Here is a 24,185-nt window from a genome sequence, read left to right as displayed (position 1 = left end):
CATGAATATTTTTTCTGCCCGTTTTGTTTTCAGTGGGGCAGTCGTTTTGTCGACTGCTCTGTTGTTGTCCGGTTGTTCCGAAGAGAAAAAGGAACCTCTTCCGGATTTGCCGCCTATCGAACTTCCGAAGGATGTGCCGGCGCTTTACTCGGGTCAGCTCCCCTGTGATGATTGCAAGGCAAAAATGGTGCAGATGACCTTGAAGGACGATATGTCCGTGGTTGCAGTCCAGAATACTTTCAAGGAAACTTCCGTGGTGGACACCTTGAAGGGTACCTATGTGGTGACGGATTCTACCATCAAGATTTCCCTTTCTGACAATACCATCCACTGGACCTTTAAACGCATCGGTTCTGGTAACTTGAGCTATATGACAAGTGCTGGAACGGTTTACGAAGATGCGGATGGCATGACCGCTGATTTCATCAAGATCTATCGACCTGTTCCCGCAAAGGTGGCTGAATAATGGCGATGCATTGTACGGCATTGATTGTTGATGACGAACCGTTGGCCCGTCGTCGCTTACGTTCCCTGCTGGAGGAAAAGTATTCCTCCGAGATTGAAATTCTGGAAGAAGCCTGCTCTGGGGAACAGGCTGTTGAACGCATCAGGGATTATGCGCCGGATGTTGTATTTCTGGATATCCAGATGCCGGACATGGACGCCTTTGACGTGCTGAATGCTTTGGATAAGGACGATGTTCCTCTGATTATCTTTACCACCGCTTATGATAATTTTGCACTTCGTGCTTTTGAAGAAAATACGGTGGATTACATCTTGAAGCCTATCGAGGCGGATCGCCTGGAAGTGGCTGTTGAAAAGCTTCGCAAGTTCTTCCCGGAATCGGAAGAAACTTTGCCTGAGGGCGGCCTTACCTGGGAAAAGCTTCGTGAACTGGTGGAAGCACATACTTCCTACCTGAACCAGATTTTCGTGAAGATCGGTGATAGGACCATCCTTGTGAAGGTGAAGGATATTATGCGCTTCCATAGCGAGGACAAGTTTACGGTAATCTATACCAAGTCCAACCAGTATTTTATCTATACGACCTTGCTGGATTTGGAAAAACAGCTGGATCCCCGCCGTTTTGTGCGAATTCATCGTTCGAATATTGTGGCGCTTGACCATGTGCTGGAATTCCGCCGTTCCGCTAGCGGCAAGCTCATGGCAATCATGGATGATGTCAACAGGACGGAACTGCTTGTAAGCAGAAACATGTTCAAGAAAATTCAGGAAACCTAATTGAGAGAGTTATGGAGCAACAGGAAAAGAAACCGTTTTCTTTTAAGACTTTTATGAAGGGCTTGTTGAGGGAAATTATTGTTCCCGTCTTTTTAGCTCTTATTGTGATTCAGTATGTGATTCAGGCTTTCCAGATTCCTAGCGGATCTATGGAAGATTCCTTGAAGACTGGAGATTTCCTGCTGGGGCTTAAGTTTACTTATGGTTCTCCCGTCCCCTTTAGCAATAAGAAGTTCCCTGGTTACACTCTTCCCGAAGCAGGGGATGTGATCATCTTCCGCTATCCGGGTGAACCTGAATATCCGGAGGGAAATCCGGGTCGTTACACCCATCTTTTCAATGCCCTGATGTTTGGTAACCTTTACTGGGATCACGAACCCCTGCAGGGTCAGCCTCATCTGGTGCATTTCCCCGATGGTCCTAAGGATTACATCAAGCGCTGTGTGGCTGTAAGTGGTGACACGGTGGCGGTCCACCATGGACGACTTTCTGTCAATGGCAAACAGCAGGAATATCTGCCGGGCAAGGGCAAGTACACTGCTTATTACCGCACCAAGTCTCCTCGCGATGAACGTGGCCAGTTTGTAGTTCCTTCTGTAGGGGATACTCTTTATGTGGATTCTCTTTCTCTGGAAATGGCCTGGTGGCTCCGCTCCCTCATTGCCCAGGAAAATCCGGATGAATCTGTAGAATTGGACTTGACTCTCCTGAAGGATGGAGAAGAAGCGAACAATCATGTGTTTGAGGAATTCAAGATTCCTCTGGAAAATGATCGCCGCTTGCTGATTGATGAAGTCTATCGCAGAAACAACATGATTCTGCAGCACGTCACTCAGGGGGATACCATTTCTGCTCCGGTGCCTTTTACGTTCATTCGTGAATTGACCCGCATGGCCTATTTGCCGCTGATTGATCCTAACACTCCTTCTGGATTTACCCGTAAGGTAAGCTACGTCGGTTTTGATGGTTCCCTGTTGCAGGATCTGGAAGGGAATGTGAATTTGCTGAATGCTCCGGAAGTAGTTGCTGTTGATACGGCTGCCGCCGATTCCGCGGTTGTTGCCCCTTCCGCAGACTCTGCAACGGTTGCCGCTCCCGCAGAAACGAAGCCGAAGTTTGAAATCCGTCGCAAGTTGACTCTGGGCGGTAAGCCCCTGGATTACTACGTGGTGAAAACGCCCCAGTTCTTCATGATGGGTGACAATCGCGATAATTCTCTGGATAGCCGTTACTGGGGTGTGGTATCTCTCCGTAACATTAAGGCAAAGGCATTTGTGATTTACTTCTCCTTCGAGAATGATGACGGCTCCTTTGCTCTTACCAATCCGTTTACTTGGTGGCGCCTGCCCTTGAAAATCCGCTGGAGCCGTCTGGGTAAGATCATTCACCTCATTGACTAAAATTCATTAAGGCGTATTAAGGTTCTTTTGAAAACGGGAAAGTTAAAGATGTGGTGGTTTTTAGCAGCGATGAGCGTTGTGCTTTTCGCCTGTGCCACTCAGGAAGCCCCTAAGGGCGGCCCGGAGGATAAGCTTCCTCCGCGGGTGGCTGGAGTATATCCTGCGCCTAACACCACGAACCATCCCAATGAACTTTACGTAAAGCTGGAATTTGATGAATGGATTAACGGTAGCGTTCCTCGAAGCGCTGTGTCCATATCGCCACCTATCGAGAAGAAGCTTCGTTTTGAGGTGAAGGGCAAGACTCTTGAATTGACTTCAAGGGCAGAGCTTGATACAGGAACTACCTATACGGTTACCTTTGCTGGTGGCATCAAGGACCTGCGGGGAAATGCTTTGGCAAAACCTTTCCAGGTGGTGTTTTCCACGGGGGCGGTCATTGACTCCCTGACGGTTCCTGGTCGCGTATTGGTGACGGAAGCCATGGCGAAAAAGAAGGAGTATCCCAGTGTTGGACTTTTCCTGATGGGGGAGGAACGTAAGGGCCGCCGCTATCTGGAGAAATATAAGGACACTACGACTCAACAGCTGGATTCCCTCCCGCAGCTTTTGAAGGAACCTCCTCTTTACGTTACCCGCGCCGACAGTGCCGGCAATTTCCTCCTGACGGGGCTTAAACCGGGCCGCTACCGTGTGGTTGCCTTTGCCGATGGAAATGGTAACCAGAAGATTGAACTTGCTACAGAACATGTGGGTATCTGGACGAGCGATCTAGTGTTGACCGAGGATTGGAAGGACACCATCTGGATTGCCATTGCGGATATGGATTCCACCCACTTGGAACTGGAATCGGTGAACCAGCCCTACGCCAATATTCTAGAAGCTAATTTCACTAGACCGGTGTATTTTGATTCCCTTTTCACGGATACATCCAACTGCTACTTGGTTGGCCCGGATAATACTGAACTATACCCCCGTCTGGTTTATCAGTCTCCCAAGTCCGTAAAGCCCCACTTCTATTTTGATCCGGCTCCTGCAAAGGAAACCCAGTACAAGTTCATTTGTAAATCCGCAAAGGATTCTCTTTTCCGTACTCTGGATACCCTGCGCAATGAGGCTCAGCTGGAATGGAAGGAGATGAAGTCTGATACCCTGCCCCCCGCCGTAAGCGAGGCGAAGGTGATTTCTGAATTCAAGAATCCGTTCCCTCAGGATTCCATCGTTGTCCTGTTCAACAAGCCTAAGCAGGATTCCGTGGAACAGACTTTCTATTTCGCCATTGGCAAGGATACAAATCAGGTGGGAATCACCCAGGTGGATCCTGTCCGTTTCCGTGTGGAAAAGAAGGAACCCTGGCCTACGGATGCCGTGATCAACTTCCTCATGGGTTACAAGGATACTACTCTTGCCGCTGCCGATAGCAATGGCGTCCGTGATACGGTGGTTGAGGTGAAGTACAAGAGTCTGCTCCGTTTCGAGACTGTGAAAAAGTTGAAACAGGCTCATTTGATGGGTTCTGTTCCTGCTCGTCGCCCCGGTGCTGTGGTGCGCCTTTACTCTCCTGAAACAGGAAAGTACATTGTGCGTGAATGTACGGAAGCAGGCGGCTTTATTGTGAATGAATTGGTTGAAGGTGATTACTTCATGGATTATTACTATCCTCAGGAAGGGAAGCTTATTCCGGATGGGGGTTCCGTGGAGCCTTTTAGACATGGTTCGTCCTGGCGTGCGATGAACGATACGTTGAAATTGAAGAATGGTGATAATAATCTGGATAGGATGAAGCTGAAGCTGCCGTCTCTGCCCTAGATTTTGGTTATGAGGATGATATGGAAATGATTTCCAGTTTTGTTGCAATTGACCTGGAAACAACGGGACTTGATTTTGAGAAAGACGAAATCATTGAAGTTGCCCTTGTTCGTTTTGAAAATGGTGAACCGGTTGAATCCGTCGATTATTTGGTGAAGCCTTCTACGGCTGTGCTTCGTCCGTTCATTGAAAATCTGACTGGCATTAGCAATGCTGATCTTGAAACTGCGGAAACTTTCGGAGCATTGGCCGGAAAGATTTACAACTTCATTGGGGATTTGCCCATTGTTGCCCACAATGCCAATTTCGATTCCAAGTTCCTGAAGCAGACTTTCCAGAAGGTGGGTGTCTCCTTCGAAAATCATGTGGTATGGGATTCCTTGACGGTTTCCCGCATTGCCTACCAGAATATTCCCAACCATCGCTTGGATACTTTGGTGCAGGAACTGAACATTCCCAGAAGTCGTGCGCACCGTGCCCTGCCTGATGCAGATGCCTGTGGACGTCTTTTTGTCATGTCCATCCAGAAGATTGCAGCCAGCGATGAATGGCTTTTGAATGCTTTGGGTCGCATTGCCGTTGAATCCCAGTGGGCTAGCCTCTGGCCTGCCGTAGATGGCGTCCAGAACGAACCGAACTACAGTTTCCCTGTGGTTCCCCAGGAAACGATTCTTTCTAAGGATAGGGCTCCCCGAGTCAGCGAATTCTTCAAGGAAGATGGCTTGCTTTCAAAGGCCGTTGAGAAATTTCAGGTACGCCCCAATCAGCAGGATCTCGCTTCTGCAGTAGAACGCAATATGCATAAGGGTGGCCTCTGTGTTGTTGAAGCTCCTACGGGTTCTGGCAAGTCCATGGCCTATCTGGTTTCTGCAGCCAACAAGGCTGTGTCCGGTGAACGCGTCGTGATTAGTACTGCAACCCGCGCCCTTCAGGAACAGTTGTGGAATCATGACATTCCCATGATCGCAGGCCTCTATCAGGACAAGTTGAAGCCGGCTGTATTGAAGGGCCGCGAAAACTATCTGTGTATCCGTAAGTTCGAAGAACTTCTTGCCGCTCCCAACATGTTGTTGCTGCCGGAAGAGCGGGATTCCTTTATGGCGATTGTCCCTTGGGTTTATACCTCTACTACGGGTGATGTCAATGAATGTACGTCCTTCAGCCAGGGTCGCAATCGTGTGCTCTGGTCCAAGATGGCCAGCTCCGCAAAATCCTGTCTGGGAGAAAAGTGCTCTCATTATGCACACTGCCCTGCATTGGCAGCAAAGCGCAAGGCAATGAATTCCAACTTGCTGTTGGTGAATCATTCCCTGTTCCTGTCGGATATGTCTCTGGACTTTGCATTGCTTCCGCTGTACGAACATATCGTGTTTGATGAAGCTCACCGCCTGCCGGAAATCAGCAACCAGTCCCTGGGCCGTACGGTTTCCTTCTTTGGCTTGCGTAACGCCATGAAGACCGTACTTCCTTCCCGCAACAGGCAGGATGGCCTCCTGGTGGAAATTGCGTCCCAGATTCCTGCAGAAGAAACTGAACTGCATGAAGCTTGCGCCAACCTGAGTGAAAGCCTTTCTGAAACGGAAAAGTGCCTGCATCGTTTCTTCATGAAGATTGGAAAGAAACTGACCAAGCAGAAAAATGGTAAGAATGGATTTGTCTATACTTCTGGCATCGCCGCAGAATATGATGCTGATCCTTCTGCTTTCCTGGACCAGTGCCAGAAATCCATGAAGATTGCGGATAAACTATTTGAAGATGTCAAGAATCTCAAGAATGAAAATCTTGCAGGGCTTGTAAGTGACTTGAGTGGCCGTATGACGGAATTGTCTCGATTCGTTTCGGACTTTGAATTCCTGACCAAGGCATCTCGTGAAGGTTGGGTGTTCTTTATGGAAGAACCCTTCAATCCTCATACCATCAAGCTCCATGCCTATCCTTTAAATTCCGGCAGTGTCTGGAAGGAAAAGTTCTATCCCTGGATCAAGTCCGCCACATTCGTCTCTGCAACACTGGCTGTCCAGGGCGACCTGGGATACTACGTTCAGAAGATGGGGATGGATTCTCTGGAAGGAAGCAAGCGTCCTTTCCTCAGAGTCTACAACGAATCTAACAGCAAGAATGAACGTCAGTCTGTCATGGTGGTGAAGTATTTGCCCAAGCCTTCTGCTCCCGAATACAACGACGGGGTCAACGAAACTCTGGCTAGTGTTCTTCCGGATGTGTCTGAAAATACCATGGTCCTGTTCACCAGCATCTCCGCCATGCTGAAGGCTCAGGCTGCCTTGGCCCCGCTCTTCGCGCAGAAGAACAAACTCCTGCTTTGCCAGAATGTGGACGGTTCCCTGGATGGTCTGGTCGCAATGTTCCGTCGTGAACGTGGTGCTTGCCTCCTGGGCTGTCAGAGCCTGTGGGAAGGTGTGGACTTCCCGGGCGATGCATTGAAACTTCTGGTCATTCCCAAGTTGCCTTTCCCCAATCCTATGGACCCGCTGGTGGCTGGCATTAGCGCCAAGATGAAGGATGAAGGCAAGAATGCCTTTAAGGATTACTTTGTGCCGGAAGCCTATATGGAATTGCGTCAGGGCCTTGGCCGCCTGATTCGTTCTGACGAGGATACGGGTAAGGTTCTTATCCTGGATAATCGCGTGGTTCTTGAGGCTTACGGCAAGTCCTTCTCCAAAATCTGGAATATGAAGCAGAAGGTGGCCTCCAATCTGGATGACATCAAGAGCTTCCTCTAAATTTTTCTAAATTTGCCCTCCCTAGTAGGTGGGATGCTGTGCATCCTGCCCAGTTGGATGTTTGTTTAGGAAAGTTGATGTACGATTTAAATTCGTTTTTTGATGGTATGTCCAAACCGCTTCTTCGCAATGTGCATGCGAAGGCGTTTGGTCACAAGGGCTTGTTGAATAACGCCCTGATTCAGTCTGAGGCTCTGGATTTTTACAAGGACCGTGACAGGGCAATTGACCTGTTCAACAAGATGAAGCCTTGGCAGCGCCGTTGCCTGAACCTTCTGTACCATAGTGGTTCCAGAGGATTGACTTATAACGAACTGCGCCTGACCGTTCCCGTCAGCGAAAGCCGTCAGCTTCAGGAATTCCTGCTTTCCCTTTGCAAGGATTTTTTGGCCTGGCGTACCTCTTCTGCAGGCTCCATGGTCTATTATGGTTTTTCCGATTTTGCGGGCTGCTTTGAAATTCCCGACGAAAGCGGTGCGCCTAAGGCAACCAGCTTCCAGTCCTTTGGAAACTTGATCGACTGGCATATCTGCCTGGTGCTTTCCCTTGCCATGCGCAAGGAACTGAAGATCAATACCAACAATGCCGTTCACCGTCGCAGCTACCAGATTTGCCTGGACTGTTTTGCCGCGTCAAAGCAACTGTCCGAAAAGGCTGCGGAAAATGAACTGGCCCTGATTTTCCTTTTCCTTACGGAAAACGGTTGGCTGGAACAGGAAGACTCCTGCCTGGTGCCCTCTGAAAAGGCGCTGGAATTTATTCGCAAGAATGGCTTTAGACTCCATCAGGATATTGTGTCCTGGTGGGTCAAGGAACGCTTCCGTGGAGACCGCGGTCATTGCGTTCAGTTATTGAAGGAGCTGCAGGAACCCAAGTCCGCTCTGGAAGCTTCTTATCGTTTCTGGGTCATGGATCCCGCTTCCCGTCTGTTGGAAAAGAACAAGGAAATGGCATGGGATTACCTGCCCCGTCCTCTTCGTGAATTGTGGCTGTTGGGCCTGGTGAAGTTCTGCCTGGTTCGCGGAAAGGTTGAATCCGTAATGCTGGACCAGTCTGGCCTGGACTGGATTCAGAATGCGATTGCCTCCATTCCCGAACAAAATATTTCCTGCTTGCCCAACTTCGAGCTGATCGTTTCTACGGGCACCAACCCTCGAGTATTGTTCTCCCTGGCTTGCCTTGCCACGGTGGAAAATGATGAAACCTTCCTCCGTTTCAACCTGAATCGTGATTCCTACATTCAGGGCTTGAAGTGCGGCCTGCCAGAAACTGAAATTGAGCATTTCAAGACCTGGATCAAGCCTCCTGTAAACGTGGCGGACACCCTTCAGGAATGGAACTCTTCCTTCTATGGCGCTCGCGTTCATACGGTTCGCCTGCTGAAGATTGAAGACCTGAGCATTCTGGCTGAACTTTCCCGCTTCCCCCAGTTCACGGAATGTACCGAGGAATATATCCCGGGCTATGGCTTTATCCTGAAGCCGGAACTGGAAAAGCGTGTTTTTGAAATCCTGGAAAATTATGGCTTCAATCCTTTCGTGGAACGTCGCGATGTGGAACGCGTCAAGATGTCTTCCGAAGAATGGCGTAAGGACTTCGCTGTGGCATGGCCCGAGGCAAAGGCTCCCGATTACGAACTGAAAAACGATGCCGACGAAGGAACCATCCAGACTGCCCTGAACTCCACCAAGTATGGCAGCAACTACCAGCAGTTGGCTATGTTCGACCTGGTGAAGGTTCTGCGCTACGCAAAGACCGTGGGGACCCTGGTGGGCGCCAAGATCAAGGATTCCACCAAGCGTCTGGCCAAGGAGGAGGAAAAAATCTTCTTCGTCCACGGACTCCGTCTTGCAAAGTCCCCCCAGACCCTTGAAATCCAGGTGTATGGACAGGAAGAGAGGACTAGCCTCGACCTGAACTTCATCAAGGAAATTAAAGTTATAGGGAAGAAGGAGCTTTAAATTCCCTTCGAGAATTTAAAGCCAAGGGGGCTCCGCCCCCTTGCGATTCCCCGAAAAAAGAATCCCGTCTTCGCAAGCTTCGCTTGTTTGACGGGTTCTTTTTTGTTTGAGGGGAGCAGAGCTCCCACTCAAATTTTCGCAGGAATAAAACGTATAGCTACATCTCGAAGCCTTTGAGGAGGCGCTTCAGTGCCCCTCAAACATAAAACGTCAAGCAGAACGAATGCTTGCATTCGTGATTGCGCAGTCGTTTTATGGGGAGTCCAGAGGCTAATGAACACTTAGGGCTTTAGCCCTTAGTGAGAATTGTCCACTCTGTGGACGCCGGTAGCCCCTTTGCATCATATAATTCCCCCTGCATCTTGTTAGGGTAATGTTTGGGCGTAGCCGGCGATATCGATCATTTCTTCTAGGGAAATTTCGTCGATGTAAGCTTCCATGGAACGTTCTTCGTCACCGAAGTTCAGCTGATACCAGAAGGTGGGCATTTCTTCCCGAGCGCGCTGCCCGATGAAAGCGGGTGTTCCCATGGGGTTGAAATTAACCCTGCGACCATCTTCACCATGACATGGCCTGCAGTTCTGGTAGAATAACTTGGCGCCCTTTTCCAGATTGGCTCCCTTAACCTTGCCGTTCTTATCCAGCACTTTATAGACCAGATAGGCCATTCTGGCGTCTTCACGAGTGAGCGTGTCTGCCTCGGAACCTGGGACGGGCTTTTCTTCCGTCTGTGCGATTGCGTTTACGCCGAGCATTAACCCGTAGGTCGCCAGGACAAAAATGCTGAAAAAACGGAACTTGTGATTCATCGCAACGAATTTAGAATTTTTTATGGAAAGTGAGCTTTATACATTAATTTATAGAAAAATGATATTAGATTTGAAACATGGGTTTTTTGAGATTTTTTAGCGTCGCCATGGCATTTTGCGCCATGAGCGCGGAGGCTTCCATGGAATTTAATTCCAGCCAGTTCCTTTTTAGTGGCCGTTGGGATCATGCTTCTTCCTACAGTCGTACGAGTGCCCCTGGGGCCATGGTCCAGTTTAATGCGGTAGCCAGTTCCCTGGATCTTGAGCTAGAGGGCCATGCCCGCTGGCGTCTGGATCAAGACGGAAAACAGCTTGCGATTTTTGTAACGGACAGAAAGACGGTGAAGAACGTAAAGGTGGCTGGGGATGGCAAGTCCCATCTTTACCGCCTGATTAAGATTAGCGAAAGTAATCCGGGTGGGGTCATTCTTCATACCATCGCTACGGACAAGAAGGGCAAACTCATGGCTGCCCCCAAGTTCGCCAATCGTCGTATCGAGTTCATCGGGGACTCCTTTACCGTGGGGTATGGCTGCGAAGGTCATGTGGCAGACCAAGAGGATCACGTTTTCGAGACCACCAACACTTCCAAGAGCTACGCCTTCCTGCTGGCTGACGGATTCAAGGCTGATTTCCAGATTAATGCTTTCAGTGGTCGCGGCTTAGTAAGAAATTACGACAATATTGTTCCGGAATGGAAAATTCCTCGCCTTTATAAGTATACAGCTCCCGGTTTTGCTCCGGAGGATGTGTCGAAAACTTCGGACGAGTCCTCTCTCCTGTGGAATTTTGATAGTTTCCATCCCCAAGTGGTGGTGATGTTCATTGGAATTAATGATTTTCAGGGAAATCCGCCCTATGGCGATAAGGATGAATTTAAAAAAGCCTATCGCGAAATGATAAAAGACCTTCGCTTGAAACATCCTGGGGTTAAATTCTTGCTTGTTTCTACTAAAGTATGGCCAAATGACGACCTGACTCCTACGGTAAAGTCTATTTACGAGACTGAAATCGCTGACGGGAATAAGGATTTGGAGTTTTTAGAGGTCCGTACCACTAATGAGGGGCTCCATGGACATCCCACGGAACGTTCCCAGGTGGATCTGGCCAATACCATACGCCCAATTGTGGGTCGTTTGGGAAAGTGGATGAGCCGATAGAATTTTCGTTTTTTATATTGTGTTTGACATTTTGCGTTTGTTGGGAAAAATATGTCTAGGATAATTGAGAAACTATACGTTCTGTTTAGAATGAATATCCTTATTTTTGTGCTGTTGGCCGTTACGGTCATCGCCCTTCTGGCCTATAAGCATGGCCTGAATGAGAATAGGGACATTATGCTGGCTGACTACCCCTATGTCAAGGTGGTAGGTGACTCCGCTGACGGTGGCTCTTCTGTCGTAGTCTTGAACAAGACCGACTCTTCCGTGGTTCTGGATTACGAACTTCGTGAAGGTTACGCCTATCCTTACGCTAGCGTCAAGATTTATCTGGGCGATGGCAAGTCTCGCGGTTGGGATCTTTCCAAGTATGACAGTATCTTCGTGTGGATCAAGCCCCGCGGCGAAGGTTCCGTACGTCTGTATCTCCGTGGCTTCGATAGCACCTTCTCCCGTGCCGGGGACGAAAGCAGCTGGAAGTATAACGAAATTGAATTCTTCCCTCTGGAAGAATCCTATCCTGCAATTTTTGTCCCCCAGGAATTCCGTCTGGCTGGCTGGTGGGTTGCCCAGAACAACATTAACGTACACCAGGCTCGTGTGGACATGAGCAACGTTCCCCTGATTGAAATTCAGACGGGTACCAGCGCCCCCTTCGGCTATGGCACTCTGGAAATCAAGGGCCTTCGTTTCAAGGGTAAGACCATCTCCTGGGACAAGCTGGTGACCTCTCTGGTGGTCATGTGGTTTGTGACCTTCTTGATCATCCTGGTGATCCGCTTCTTTGACTATAGCCGCGAACGTGCAGCCAATAAGAAAAAGCGTGAAGAACTGGAAAAGAACTTGATGGCCCTGGAAATTGAAAAGTCCGAATACGAAAAGTCCAGCAAGGAAGACCCGCTGACCGGCTGTCTCAACCGCGCAGGCTTTAGCAGTGTGCTTCTCCTCGAACAGGAAAACCTGAGCAAGAACGACAGCCCTGTTTCCTTCGTGATTCTGGACATTGACCACTTCAAGCAGATTAACGACGCTTTCGGCCACAATGTGGGTGACGAAGTGCTGGTGAACCTGACCAAGCTGATCCAGAGCAAGATTCGTAATACGGATGCCCTGGTTCGTTGGGGTGGCGAGGAATTCGTGATTCTCTGTGGGGATACCCCCATCCAGAACGCCCAGTTCCTGGCAGAAAAGTTAAGAATGGCTATTGAAAGTACCCCGCTGATCAAGCAGCAGCAGGTTACCTGCTCCTTCGGTATTGCCGAAATGATCGCTGGCGAAGACCCGAAGCGCCTGTTTGAACGTGCTGACAAGGCTCTCTACGCTTCCAAGGAAGGTGGTAGAAACCGTGTTACCAGCGCTACATTCAAGCGTTCTACCCATTAAGATGAGAAAGGTCTTCTATCCATTTCTTCTTCTGACATTTATTTGCCTTTTGGCGGGATGCGCCAAAAAGGCTCCTCCTGTGGAGTTTCGCCCCTTGCAGCTCCACTGGTTTGTTGCTCCCGGACAAAACGAGGACGAACTGCCTAATAAGGATGCCTGTGTGATAAGACTCACGGGCAAACTGATGGCCGAACCGGCGGTGCAGGCCTCCCCTATAGGGGAACTGGAGTTCCGGGTGGTTTATGGACAATCTACCGAAATGGCTGAAATCCTTGAATTTAAGGGGATTTGCGAGGATGATGCTCTTCAGAATAATGTGGAGTGTCAATGGTCTGCGACCTGTGATTCTCAGTTGAATATCGTTGTAAAGTTCCACAACGGAGAATAACTAGCACCCGTAGGAATTCCAAAGGGGTCTATGTATTTTTTTGTTTATGAAACCGATATTTGAATATACTGACTATCGCGAATGGCTGAGAGACGCTTTTGATGATTTTAAGCAGCGCAAGACTGTGATTTCTTGGCGTTATATGGCTATGAAGATGGGGGCCGATCCTGGTAACCTCCTTCGCGTGTCTCAAGGTAAGATTCATCTATCTACGGGCCTCATTCAGCCCGCTGCTGATTTTTTCGAACTGGACGAAAAGGAAACCGCCTACTGGACCGAAATGGTTTACTTCGGTCGTGCAAAGACCGATGCGGAAGCCTTGCAACATTACGAGCGCATGCAGGCCTTGAAGGGTGTGTCCCTTAAGTTGTTGGCCAAGAAGGAATTGGAATTCTATCGCCATTGGTACTACAACGCCATTCGTTCCATTATCGGTATCTGTAAGTTCAAGGATGATTACGAAGGCCTGGCAGAATGCTGCACCCCTCAGATTACGGTGGAAGAGGCAAAGTCCGCAGTTCAGCTCTTGCATGAACTGAATATGATTTCAACGGATCGTGATGGTTTCTGGAAGGTGAACGATACTTTCGTCAGTACCGGTGGAAACTGGCGATCTGCCGCTGTTCGACAGTTCCAGAAGGATACCATTGCCCTGGCTGGTGAATCCCTGGAACGCCATGCGCCCCATCTCCGTGACATTAGCACGGTGACCATGACCTTTAATATGGACGATATCCAGTTAATCCGAGAAAAGATTAACGAATTTCGTTCCGATTTACTACGTTTATCCCAGGATGGTTCTGGAGATAATACGGTGTTTCAACTGAACATACAACTATTCCCGTTGGCCTTTGTGAAGCCGTTGCAGGAGAAGAAAAAATGAAAAGATTGCTTTTCCTTTTGCCTCTCATGGCGGCCTTTATAGGCTGTTCAGAGACGAATGTTGCTGGTGGCCCCGGCAGCATTACTACGAATGGTCGTGCAAATGTAGATGGTGCACCGGCCCCCTTTGCTCGTGTTTCTCTCCGCGATGTGAACCATATGGCTCTTGCTACCCAGCTGGAAGAAGACGCTGTGGCAAACGATGTATTCGCCGATGATCAGGGTAAATTCAAGATTTCCATTCCCAAGGAAGGTTCCTTTCGCTTGACGATTTCTTCCGAAGGTCACGCTTTTACCAAGGTGGTGGACGCATCCAGTAAGGAAATTCTGGAATCTGTGGACCTGGTTCCTACTGCGGTAATGCAGGGTGAACTGGATATTCCCGAAGGCTCCAAGTCTGTGTGGATTGGTGTCGTGGGTACGGACATCCTGGTCCCTGCCGATAACGACGGCGTGTTCGTTCTTCCCTCTGTTCCGGCAAATGATTCCCTCCAGCTGTACTTCGTAAATGACGTACTGGACAGCGTGATGGATGTTAAGACTGCGTTCTTCAGTCCGACGGAATTCGTCTACGAAAACTATAAGGCGCTTCCTGCGGATACCGCAAAGCCTGTAGAAAAGGATACTGTTGAAACTCCTGCTGATTCTACAGTCAAGAAGGTGGTTGTCCTTATGGAAGATGGTTCCGCTGCCGCTTATGCCGCCGTCGCCATCCGTAAGAGCGATTTCGTAGCAGAAAAATTTGCACTGCAGAACAGTTTAATCAAGGCGGAACTGCGTGCTGACGCAGATGGCCAGTTCTCCATCATATGGCCTGATTCGGGTAGCTATCGCTTGACCGTACTTGCTGGTAACTATTCTTTCTCCAAGGTCTATGACGCTGCTAATTTGTCTGCAATTGACACCGTGAAGCTGGTGGAATCTTCTTCCTTCTCCAGCAAGGTGACTTTGAAGAGTGATGAAAGCTATGCCTGGGTGGGCGTCTATGGAATGGATATCCTGGTGAAGACCAATGCTCAGGGCGCTTACGTGTTGCCGGCTGTTCCTGCTGGCGAATCTCTGGACCTGTATTTTGTTCATGCAGATAGTACTGAACCCTTTGTGGAATGGACTGTAAAGACTCCTCGCGAAGGAACAGCGGCTCTGAATCCGGTCAAGTTGTTCCAGGATTTCGAAGGCGAACTTTCCAACTGGTATATGGATGTGGATACCCTCTATAAGGGCTCAACTTTCAAGTTCTCCAATGGTGTGAACGATGCAAGCCATTTGGTGACGAGTCATCTGACGCTCGACGAAGATCGGAATTCCAATGTGTTCCGCACGAGGTATGAACTGGCGGACGATCCCTACGCCTGGGTGCTGGTTGGTACTGGCATGAACGAGGTGAGAAACTTCTCCGCGATTGATTCCATCGAGTTTTACGCAAAGGGATCTGGAAAGATTCGTGTTGCTCTTGAAAACTGGGAGTCTTACGAAAATGTGGGTTCCAAGGCAGCCTCCATCTGGAAAACTCTGGATTCTACCTGGGCTCGCGTGGTGATCAAGCCTTCGGATTTGTGCTATAATACAGCAGACAAGAAGGTTTGTGACGAAAGTTGGGACAGCGTGAAGAATCATGTGAAGCAGATTCACTTCTTCCCCGCAGGCGGCAAGGAAGTTTACATCGACGATGTGAAAATCTACGGCGCACTGTTCTAGTGGTAAGTTTTTAGTATCCTCAATATAAGGCCCTTATATGGGCTTTTAGAAGAAGAGCCCCTTTATTGGGGCCTTTTTTTTAAGTATCTTTGGTCAGTATGGAAACTCTTGAAAAAGAAGCGGCTCTTGCCCTAGAATATCTGTCCCGCATCTCTAAGGAAGCGGAAGCAAAGTTTGATGAATTTCTCCCCCCGGTAAAGGATAGGCCCGAACGCCTCCATGAGGCTATGCGCTATTCCATGTTCGCCGGCGGTAAGCGTCTGCGTCCGGCTCTTGTCCGTGCCGCATTCGACATGTTTAACGGCAAGGGAAATTCTGTGGATTACGCCATGAGTGCGTTGGAAATGCTCCACACCTTCTCCCTGATTCACGATGACCTGCCCTGCATCGATAACGATGACTTCCGTCGTGGCAAGCCCACCAACCACAAACAGTTTGGTGAAGCTACCGCAGTGATGGCTGGTGACGCCCTCTGCATTCTTGCTTTTGAACTGATGGGCAAGACTGGCAATGCCAAGGCTATCGAAATCCTGGCTCACCTGCTGGGTACTTACGGCATGATCGGTGGCGAAATGATCGACATCGAAAGCGAAGGCAAGAAGGTGGACCTGGAACTGGTGGACTACATCCACTATCACAAGACCGCAGCTCTCATCGAAGCCTCTCTGGAAGTGGGTGCACGCCTGGCAAATGCCTCCGAAGAAGATATCAAGATTATTCGTGACTATGGCCGTTCCATCGGCCTTGCCTTCCAGATTGTGGATGATATCCTGGATATCGTCTCTACTACGGAAGAACTGGGCAAGGACGTGGGCTCCGACGTGGAACGCGGTAAGGCTACCTATCCCGCATTGGTGGGCCTGGAAAAGTCTCGCGAATGCGCTCACAAACTGTACGAAGATTCCATTCGTGCTCTGGACGCCTTGAAGTGCGATACCAAGATTCTTCGTTCCGTTGCCGCCTTTATCATTACTAGGGTTAAATAAATGGACCTTAAAGACATCAAGTCTCCCCAGGACATCAAGCATCTTTCCTTGGAAGAGCTGTACCGTCTTGCTGCTCAGATTCGCGAAACCATCATTGGTCAAGTGTCTAAGCATGGCGGTCACCTTGCTTCCAGCTTAGGTGTCGTGGAACTGACTCTTGCCCTTCACTACGTATTCAACGCTCCTGAAGACAAGATCGTTTGGGACGTGGGCCATCAGGCTTATGTTCATAAACTCTTGACGGGTCGCTTTGATCGCTTCTCTACCTTGCGCCAGCAGAATGGTATCTCTGGCTTCTTGAAGCGTCATGAAAGTGAATACGACTGCTTTGGCGCAGGTCATGCAACCACTTCTATTTCTGCCGCTCTCGGTTTTGCGGTCGCCCGCAACCAGCTGAAGAAGGACAACAACGTGGTGGCCGTTATTGGTGACGGTTCCATGACTGGTGGTATGGCATACGAAGCCTTGAACAATGCTGGCATTTCCAAGCAGAATATGACCATCATCTTGAACGATAACAAGATGAGCATTGCACCCAACGTAGGTGGCTTCAGCAAGTATTTGAACCGTGTCATTTCTGACCCGGTGTACAACAAGATGCGTACGGACCTGGATCGCCTGATGAAGCGCCTTCCGGGCATCCTGGGCTCTCGTTTCCGTGATTTGTTCCTGCAGGTGGAAAGTGCCGCAAAGACGGCGGTGAAGCCGGGTACTTTCTTTGAAAACCTGGGCGTCCGTTACTTCGGACCTGTGGATGGTCACGACATTGAAGAACTGGTGCTTCTCCTGAAGCGCGTGAAGGAACAGCCGGGCCCCTGCCTGATTCACATCCTGACCGAAAAGGGACGTGGTCTTCCTGCAGCTGTTGCTAATCCTACCAAGTTCCATGGATGCAGTCCCTTCGATCCCGAAAGCGGTTTGCCTCTTGCCCCGGGCAGCGTAAAGCCGTCCTTGACCAGCGTGTTCGGTAAGACCTTGCTGGAAATTGCTCGCAAGGATAAGCGCGTCATGGGTATTACTGCTGCTATGCCTACGGGTTGCGGTCTGGATATTGTGGCTAAGGAATTGCCCAACCAGGTCATTGACGTTGGTATTGCAGAAGAACATGCTTTGACTTTTGCCGCTGGTCTTGCCTGCGAAGGCATCGTTCCGGTGGTGGCAATTTATTCCTCCTTTATGCAAAGAGCCTACGACCAGATTATGCATGATATCGCTCTGCAGAATCTGCATGTGGTGATGGTGCTTGACCGTGCAGGCCTTGTGGGCGCAGACGGCCCGACTCATCATGGCTCTTTCGACTTGTCTTTCCTTAGAACGGTGCCGGGTCTTACCATTATGGCTCCGTCTAACGAAAATGAACTGCGGGATATGATCCAGGCTTCTATCGATATGGAAGGGCCTGTTGCTATCCGCTATCCCCGCGGAACCGCTCTGGCTGAAAAGCTGGAAGAACCTACTGGAAACTTCGATGCGACGCTTCCCAAGGTCCTTCGCCAGGGTAAGGACATCTTGCTCCTTGGGGCTGGCTTCATGACAAACGAATTGAAGAAGACTGCCCAGGTTCTTAGTGAAAACGGATACGACCCCACATTGGTGGACGCCCGTTTGATCAAACCGCTTGATCCTGAATGCTACCGCAGTCTCTTCGAAAGCCACAAGGTGATTGTGACTTTGGAAGACAATACTCTGGTAGGTGGCTTCGGTTCGGCTATCGGCGAAATGCTGATGGATTTCGGAATTACGGATAAACGCCTTATCCGCTTCGGACTTCCTGACAACTTTGTGGAACAGGGCGAAATTCCTGCTCTCTATAAACTATTGAAAATTGACGGTGAATCCGTCGCCAAGCAGATCTTAGAAAAGATCCAATAATGGGAAAACTATGAGCGAAGAAAATAACGAAAAGCGCACTGTAAAGTCCACATTGAACCGTAAGTTCGGCGTCAGCGAAGCTACTGACCGCCGTAATCCTCGCGCTGATGGCGAACGCGGCGAACGTAAGTCCTTTGGCGACCGCAAGCCCTTCGGTGATCGCGGTGACCGTCCCTTCCGTGGCGACCGCAAGCCTTTTGGTGATCGTATGGGTCGTCGTGATGACCGCCCCTTCCGTGAAGACCGTTTCCGCGGTGATCGCGATGAACGTCGTGAAGGCGAAGGCTTCAACCGCGAAGGCGGCGAACGCTCTGACCGTCCCTTCAACCGTGATCGTCGCCCCCGCAGCTTCGGTGATCGTCCCTTCCGTGGCGACCGCAAGCCCTTCGGTGGTGACCGTCGTCCCCGTCGTGAATTTGCTCAGGCAGGTGCTCCTGTCTACCGTCAGCGTCCTGAAGAACAGCAGGTGGAAAACGTTGAAGAAGTTTTGGATGAAACCGCACTGGAAGCACGCGTAGCCCAGGTGGAAGCAAATGAAGATGTTACTTCCAATCCTCCTTGGTTCAAGAAGCTTCTCGCTCTCACTACCGAAAAGGGCCGCGAACGCGAAGGCCGCTTCATCGGTGAAGGCATCCATGTGGTTCATGAACTGGTTTCCCATCATCGTGAACTGGTTCTCGGCGTATATGCCGTTGAAGGTTTCGAAGATGAAACTTTGATGGAAGCAATTAACGAAGCTGAAATCCGTGTGAATGTTCTGACTGAAGCACAGATGAAACAGCTTTCTTCCACTGTTGCTACTCAGGGTGTCATTGCTGTTGCTCGCATTGCCAGCAAGAAGCCTGCTTACGAATCCAGCCGCAGCATCCTCACTCTGGTGGATGCCGTGCAGGATCCGGGTAACTTGGGTACTCTCTTCCGTACCAGCCTGGGCTTCAACTCCGCTGGTATGATTCTCGGTCGCGGTACCGTGAGCCCCTTCAACCCCAAGGTTGTCCGTGGTTCCTCGGGCACTTTCCTCCGCGTGCCTTTTGAATTTGACGTGGATCTGATCGACCAGATCAACTTCCTCCGTAGCAAGGGCTACACCATTATCGCAACTGACCTGCACGCAAAGCAGAGTCTTCGCGAAATTCCTGCTCACAAGCTTCGTAAGATGGCTTTCCTGGTGGGTAACGAAGGTGCCGGTACCAATCCCTACTTCATTGAACTTGCCGATGAAACCGTCAAGATTCCTATGAGCAGCGAACTGGAATCCCTGAACGTGGCTGTTGCTCACGGTATCCTTTCCTACGAAGCCGCCCTGATCCAGGACGAACTGAAGTAATCGGAGGCTACGATGAATTTTCATGATCGCCTTGAACAGCGTGTCGCTAAATGCGGTAACCCGGTCTGCATGGGCATGGACCCTGTCCTGAAGCTCATTGACCCTTGCTGCCCTGATGGCACCGCCGAAGACAAGATCAAGCGTTTTTATTCCGAACTCCTGGAATGCTGCCTGAAGCGTAACGTGCTGCCCGCAGTAGTCAAGCCCAATAGTGCTTACTACGAATGCGTCAGCGTGCAGGCTATGCTGGTGCTGCAGCAGCTCATTGCTGATTATCGTAGCGCTGGTATTCCGGTTATTCTGGATGCAAAGCGTGGTGACATCGGTAAGTCCAGCGCTGCTTATGCTACCGCTGCTTTTGACGTTTACAAGGCTGACGTGGTGACCGTTTCTCCCTGGATGGGTTCCGATTCCGTGAATCCCTTCCTGCGTGAAAATTCCGAAAATGGCGCCTACGTTCTGCTCCGTACCAGCAATAAGGGCGCTCACGATTTCCAGGATATGCCTGTAATCGGTAGCGATGATCCTCGTGACGTGAACGAAGCCTTCTACAAGGTTGCCGACAAGATTTTCGAATGGGACGGTGACAAGGGCTTCTTCGGTGCTGTGGTTGGCGCAACCCATCCCGAAGAACTGGAAAAGATTACCGCTTACTGCGTTGCTCACCAGCACGAAATACCCTTCCTGATTCCGGGTGTTTCCATTCCTGGTGTGCCGGGTGGTCAGGGCGGTGACGCCAAGACAGTTCTTACCGCAATCAAGAACGGTGGTGGCAAGCGTCAGTTCCATGTGCTGAACAGCTCCAGCGGTCTGAACTTTGCCTACCAGCGTAGCGGCAAGCCGGAAGCATTTGCTACGGAATGCGTTGACGCTCTGGAACGCTTGGCTGAAGCCTGCCGAATCTAAGGAACGAGAAAGGAAGACGAATGAGGTCTTGGCGCTTTATTGCAGTATTTGTTGTTGCAGTAGCCATTGTGGCTGTGGCTTTCCGTTGTGCAAAGCCGCTGCCTAGCACCAACTTCGACGAATCTTTTTTGCCGAAGGCTTCTTCTGTACGTTATATCGCTGCCGGTAACGATGCTGCTGTGGCAGGATTGTTCTGGATTAAGGGCTTGACTGAACTTGGTGAAAGTTTCTTGTCGGGCAAGGAATACGGCTACCTGGGTCATGTGGCAAACCTGTCTACGGAACTGGATAGCCTTTTCTATACACCTTACTACTTTATTGGAGGTGTCTCCGCCATTGATGCGAAAGACACTTCTGACTTTGTCGTGTTGCGTCGTGCCCATCGCGTTTATCCGGAGCAGTGGCGCCTGGCACTTTACTATGCCTTGCGTCTAGCTAAGGGCCCTTATCCCGATAAGAAGGCTGCCGCTGATGTGATGCGCCCCTATTTTGATAGCCCGGACACCACGATCCCCGATCACATTCGTACCATCTATCGCAGTTTTGAACTGGATACCATGCAGACGGAAGTGGCTCTGGAAGCTGTATTGAACGATGTGATGCAACCCCGTTATAAGAAGTTCCGTACGGGTTTCTATACAAAGATCCTTAGGCTTCTTGGACACCGTGGTTTAATCAGCGATTACGACAAGGATGAAAATTACCAGAAGGTAAAATATCTGGTCGACGCAATGGCTGACGGAAAAATCCATCCGGCGATCGTATTCAACCAGCTGTTGGCTATGAAGAAGGAAGAAATTGTTCAGGATAGTGCTCAAACTTCTGCAGATTCTGACGTACAGGTAGCGGATGAAGTTCCGTCTGAAAAATAGGGCTATTTTTTTCCTGGCAAATCTTCTGGCGTTTACCTCTTGGGGGTGTCATCTTTCTTCATCTAGCGATGATCCCGATATGATTGCGGGACCTCTAGAAATTGTTCTTGATGATAAATATGCGGGCTTTCTAAAAGTTGCTTCTTCGGGCCGGTTTGTCTTTATGGGGACGAACTCTGAAGATGCTCTTGCTAAGGAACGCCCTTTGATGAAGGCGAAGTTTTCCTATGATTTTTCCATAGGGAAAAGTGAAGTCACTTGCGGTAGTTTTCGTTCCTTAATGGATCGGGGAAACTGCGACGGTGATGATTTGCCTGTAGTGAATGTTTCTTACTATGATGCAGTACTATATTGCAATGCATTAAGTAAACGTTTTGGCCTTGATTCGGTCTATAGCTATAGTTCAGCTTCTTTTGGAGAGGATGGATACTGCGACTATCTTGAGGGACTTGTATTCAATCCTGAAAGAGAAGGAATTCGACTTCCTACGGAATCGGAGTGGATGTTGGTTGCTGCTCAAGATTGGTTGTCAGGAACTGGATGGACAATGGAAAATTCAGATGGAACCCTCCATCCAGTTTGTTCTATTGGAAGCGTTTCATCATCTGCTTCGGTTTGCGATATGAAGGGGAACGCCATGGAGTGGGTGAATGACTGGATGGGTTCTTTCAGGGAACATTCCGTAAGTGATTTTGTGGGTGCTCAGGATGGGGGAAGTCAAGGAATTCGCGTGGTGAAGGGGGGGGAGTTTTCGAAATGAGGCGCTCCGTCTACATCTGTTTCGACGTGGAGATGTATATGCTGTGACTTCTTCATCCCGTGCTAATTATATAGGGTTTCGAGTGGCCTATGGCAAAATCCCGAATCCCACCTGGTTAGGAAGCAACGGTAATGAGGTATCTAATCCCATATTGCTTTTGGCTAGTTCACTGTCCGTGAAAAAAAGGACAGGAACATTTGATTCTAAACTGGTTTTTCGAAATGATGTGACGGGAAACCTTGCCTTTGTCAATTATTCCAGCGCGAACCCTACTATTGTAGAGATTCAAGATGAACTGGATGCTTATCATCCGGATGTTTCTCCTGATGGCAGGAAGGTTGCTTTCTGTACGGGCATGGAGGGGACGGGTACCGTATCCAGCGTGTATGTGCGTAATCTTGATAGTGCAGGAAGCGACTTGGTGAAACTGAATGTGGAGAATGCGGTAATTCCCCGCTGGAAGGTCCTTGATATTGGCGATACCGTGATTGTCTATGTGACAAGTGCAAATGATAATAGGGATGGCACTGCTTTCCTGAAGCAAAGTACATGGCAGGTACCCTTTGTGAATGGTAAGTTTGGAACCCCTAAAAAATTGTTTGATGGAGCCTTCCATGGTGGTGTAAGTTCGGACAATCAACTCGCCGTGACAGGAGCTCGCCTTTTGAGGGCTAGAGTTGATGGAAAAGATTCTCTGTGGTATAATGGGGAGCAGGCTTGTAATGTAAGCTTGTCAAAGGACGTGCAGAGGCGTACTCTCTTTCTCGATTTTGGTGGAAAGACTGGGACCGCTTTTTCAGGAGAAAAATATGGCGTTCATGAAAGAATTCTGGAAGCGGATTCTGCGGGGCGTTTAACAAGGATGATCCCTGCTCCAGAGGGATACAGTTTTGATCATAGCGAATGGGCTTTGTGGAATAATAACACTGATGCTGATAACGCTCCGTTGGCAGTGGCTTCATTGACGGGTGTTAATGGATCCCATAAGAAGCTTGCCGTAGTGAATATGTCGGATTCTTCCATTTTGGAACTTGCTCAAGGGGATGAACTTTGGCATCCCTGCCTATGGTCTGTAAGCACGGAATTCCACATTCCTAAGGATGTGGATTTAGATAGTGCAGGCGTGTACTTGCTACCTGGCGGAAATGTTGCCGGCGAGATTCTTCGTGTCAAGATGGAACTAATGTGGAAAAATGCTGAGCAAATAGAGTATTTCTGCGTGGGCAGCTCTCGTATGGCCAATGGTGTTATTCCTGATTCTTTGACTGTGGGTTATGCCATGAATATGGGACATGCTTATAATGATATGAACGCTTCCATTCGATTCGCTAGGGACTATGGTTTTAACGCTCTTCCGAATTTAAAGGCTATCGTCATTTCTCTTGATTTTGATTTGTGGCAGATAAAGACCGATTTTTCGAAGATGATCTTTGATGTTGTTCCGGGATACTCTTATGATTCGTCGCATTATTATTGGAAATACGGAATGCCGAATGGATTTATAGAGGCTGTGGAACACTCCTTTCCTGCATCAGAATACTCCTGGATGGTTTATGGGGCTTCTAGAGGATTCGCTGACACGGACATAGAAGGTTGGGGCCCTGCTATTATTGAAGGAATGGTGAACTGGGATGAACTTTATCCAGATCGAATCCAGTGGAACTTGGATCTCTTGCGGAAATTTTTGATAGAAACTCAAAAAAGAAATATTTCTGTGGTGGGTGTGATTTTTCCGCAGAATCCGGAATATGCACAAACCGATTCTTGGGGTTGTCATGGACTTCAGAGGTCTACAGCCCAATGGGTTCGAGATTCCGTGTTTGCTATGGCGGAGCAGTATCAGAATTTTGTGGTGATGGATGAAAATAAGATGGGAAGTCATGACTACTCAGATCAAATGGCTCACGATACGGACCACCTGTCCACAGAAGGCGCTGCCCAGCTAACTAGTCGGCTGGATTCTCTGTTGTTAGGGATGCAGTAAGTGTT

At 49.3% G+C, this 24,185-nt stretch carries 19 protein-coding genes; 18 read left to right on the top strand and 1 reads right to left on the bottom strand.

What is annotated here, in order from left to right; genetic code table 11:
- Position 1 precedes the first annotated feature (1 nt).
- From BUB59_RS05820 to BUB59_RS05795, 6 genes are all read left to right on the top strand, one after another.
- Entirely contained in the window at positions 2–466 is a 465-nt protein-coding gene (locus BUB59_RS05820) for a copper resistance protein NlpE N-terminal domain-containing protein (protein ID WP_083540192.1), read from the top strand.
- Positions 466–1,242: a LytR/AlgR family response regulator transcription factor gene (locus BUB59_RS05815; protein ID WP_234979966.1), complete on the top strand. Its 777-nt coding sequence runs from the start codon at positions 466–468 to the stop codon at positions 1,240–1,242. The genes BUB59_RS05820 and BUB59_RS05815 overlap by 1 nt, the downstream gene beginning before the upstream one ends.
- A 53-nt stretch (positions 1,243–1,295) precedes the next feature.
- Positions 1,296–2,642 (top strand): signal peptidase I, encoded by a 1,347-nt coding sequence (lepB, locus tag BUB59_RS05810; protein WP_234979965.1) that lies wholly within the window; start codon positions 1,296–1,298, stop codon positions 2,640–2,642.
- A gap of 69 nt (positions 2,643–2,711) precedes the next feature.
- On the top strand, positions 2,712–4,451 hold the full coding sequence (locus BUB59_RS05805) for an Ig-like domain-containing domain (RefSeq protein ID WP_234979964.1): 1,740 nt from the start codon (positions 2,712–2,714) through the stop codon (positions 4,449–4,451).
- A gap of 20 nt (positions 4,452–4,471) precedes the next feature.
- Positions 4,472–7,192, top strand: a complete 2,721-nt coding sequence (locus tag BUB59_RS05800; protein WP_073226876.1) for a helicase C-terminal domain-containing protein — start codon at positions 4,472–4,474, stop codon at positions 7,190–7,192.
- Between the two features lie 107 nt (positions 7,193–7,299).
- A complete protein-coding gene (locus tag BUB59_RS05795; protein ID WP_234979963.1) occupies positions 7,300–9,153 on the top strand; it encodes a hypothetical protein in 1,854 nt (617 codons plus the stop codon).
- Between the two features lie 365 nt (positions 9,154–9,518).
- Here BUB59_RS05795 and BUB59_RS05790 read toward each other — a convergent pair whose 3' ends face one another.
- A complete protein-coding gene (locus BUB59_RS05790; protein WP_073226869.1) occupies positions 9,519–9,962 on the bottom strand; it encodes a c-type cytochrome in 444 nt (147 codons plus the stop codon).
- Positions 9,963–10,102: 140 nt separating this feature from the next.
- On the opposite strand from BUB59_RS05790, the gene BUB59_RS05785 reads away from it, so the two are divergent.
- The 12 genes from BUB59_RS05785 to BUB59_RS05735 all read left to right on the top strand — a co-directional run bounded on the left by BUB59_RS05785 (position 10,103) and on the right by BUB59_RS05735 (position 24,180).
- Positions 10,103–11,122, top strand: coding sequence for a GDSL-type esterase/lipase family protein (locus BUB59_RS05785; protein ID WP_234979962.1), 1,020 nt, complete (start codon positions 10,103–10,105; stop codon positions 11,120–11,122).
- A gap of 90 nt (positions 11,123–11,212) precedes the next feature.
- Entirely contained in the window at positions 11,213–12,505 is a 1,293-nt protein-coding gene (locus BUB59_RS05780; RefSeq protein WP_234979961.1) for a GGDEF domain-containing protein, read from the top strand.
- Between the two features lie 79 nt (positions 12,506–12,584).
- Positions 12,585–12,893 (top strand): hypothetical protein, encoded by a 309-nt coding sequence (locus BUB59_RS05775; RefSeq protein WP_234979960.1) that lies wholly within the window; start codon positions 12,585–12,587, stop codon positions 12,891–12,893.
- Positions 12,894–12,939: 46 nt separating this feature from the next.
- Positions 12,940–13,776: a TIGR02147 family protein gene (locus tag BUB59_RS05770; RefSeq protein ID WP_073226855.1), complete on the top strand. Its 837-nt coding sequence runs from the start codon at positions 12,940–12,942 to the stop codon at positions 13,774–13,776.
- Complete coding sequence (locus BUB59_RS05765; protein ID WP_073226851.1) at positions 13,773–15,473, top strand: hypothetical protein; 1,701 nt, start codon at positions 13,773–13,775, stop codon at positions 15,471–15,473. Before BUB59_RS05770 ends, BUB59_RS05765 begins: the two co-directional genes overlap by 4 nt.
- A 98-nt stretch (positions 15,474–15,571) precedes the next feature.
- Positions 15,572–16,459, top strand: coding sequence for a polyprenyl synthetase family protein (locus BUB59_RS05760; protein ID WP_073226848.1), 888 nt, complete (start codon positions 15,572–15,574; stop codon positions 16,457–16,459).
- Positions 16,460–18,331 (top strand): 1-deoxy-D-xylulose-5-phosphate synthase, encoded by a 1,872-nt coding sequence (gene dxs / locus BUB59_RS05755; RefSeq protein WP_073226845.1) that lies wholly within the window; start codon positions 16,460–16,462, stop codon positions 18,329–18,331. It abuts the gene before it with no gap.
- 10 nt (positions 18,332–18,341) lie between these two features.
- A complete protein-coding gene (locus tag BUB59_RS05750) occupies positions 18,342–19,658 on the top strand; it encodes a TrmH family RNA methyltransferase (RefSeq protein ID WP_073226841.1) in 1,317 nt (438 codons plus the stop codon).
- 12 nt (positions 19,659–19,670) lie between these two features.
- Positions 19,671–20,564, top strand: a complete 894-nt coding sequence (pyrF, locus tag BUB59_RS05745; RefSeq protein WP_073226837.1) for an orotidine-5'-phosphate decarboxylase — start codon at positions 19,671–19,673, stop codon at positions 20,562–20,564.
- A gap of 20 nt (positions 20,565–20,584) precedes the next feature.
- Complete coding sequence (locus tag BUB59_RS05740; protein ID WP_073226834.1) at positions 20,585–21,436, top strand: hypothetical protein; 852 nt, start codon at positions 20,585–20,587, stop codon at positions 21,434–21,436.
- Positions 21,414–22,196, top strand: a complete 783-nt coding sequence (locus tag BUB59_RS15155; RefSeq protein ID WP_143160252.1) for an SUMF1/EgtB/PvdO family nonheme iron enzyme — start codon at positions 21,414–21,416, stop codon at positions 22,194–22,196. The genes BUB59_RS05740 and BUB59_RS15155 overlap by 23 nt, the downstream gene beginning before the upstream one ends.
- 16 nt (positions 22,197–22,212) lie before the next feature.
- Positions 22,213–24,180: a TIGR02171 family lipoprotein gene (locus BUB59_RS05735; protein WP_143160251.1), complete on the top strand. Its 1,968-nt coding sequence runs from the start codon at positions 22,213–22,215 to the stop codon at positions 24,178–24,180.
- The last annotated feature ends 5 nt before the right edge of the window (positions 24,181–24,185 follow it).

The sequence above is a fragment of the Fibrobacter sp. UWEL genome (genome assembly GCF_900142535.1).
Taxonomy (GTDB): domain Bacteria; phylum Fibrobacterota; class Fibrobacteria; order Fibrobacterales; family Fibrobacteraceae; genus Fibrobacter.
This window is presented reverse-complemented; position numbering and strand designations above follow the sequence as displayed.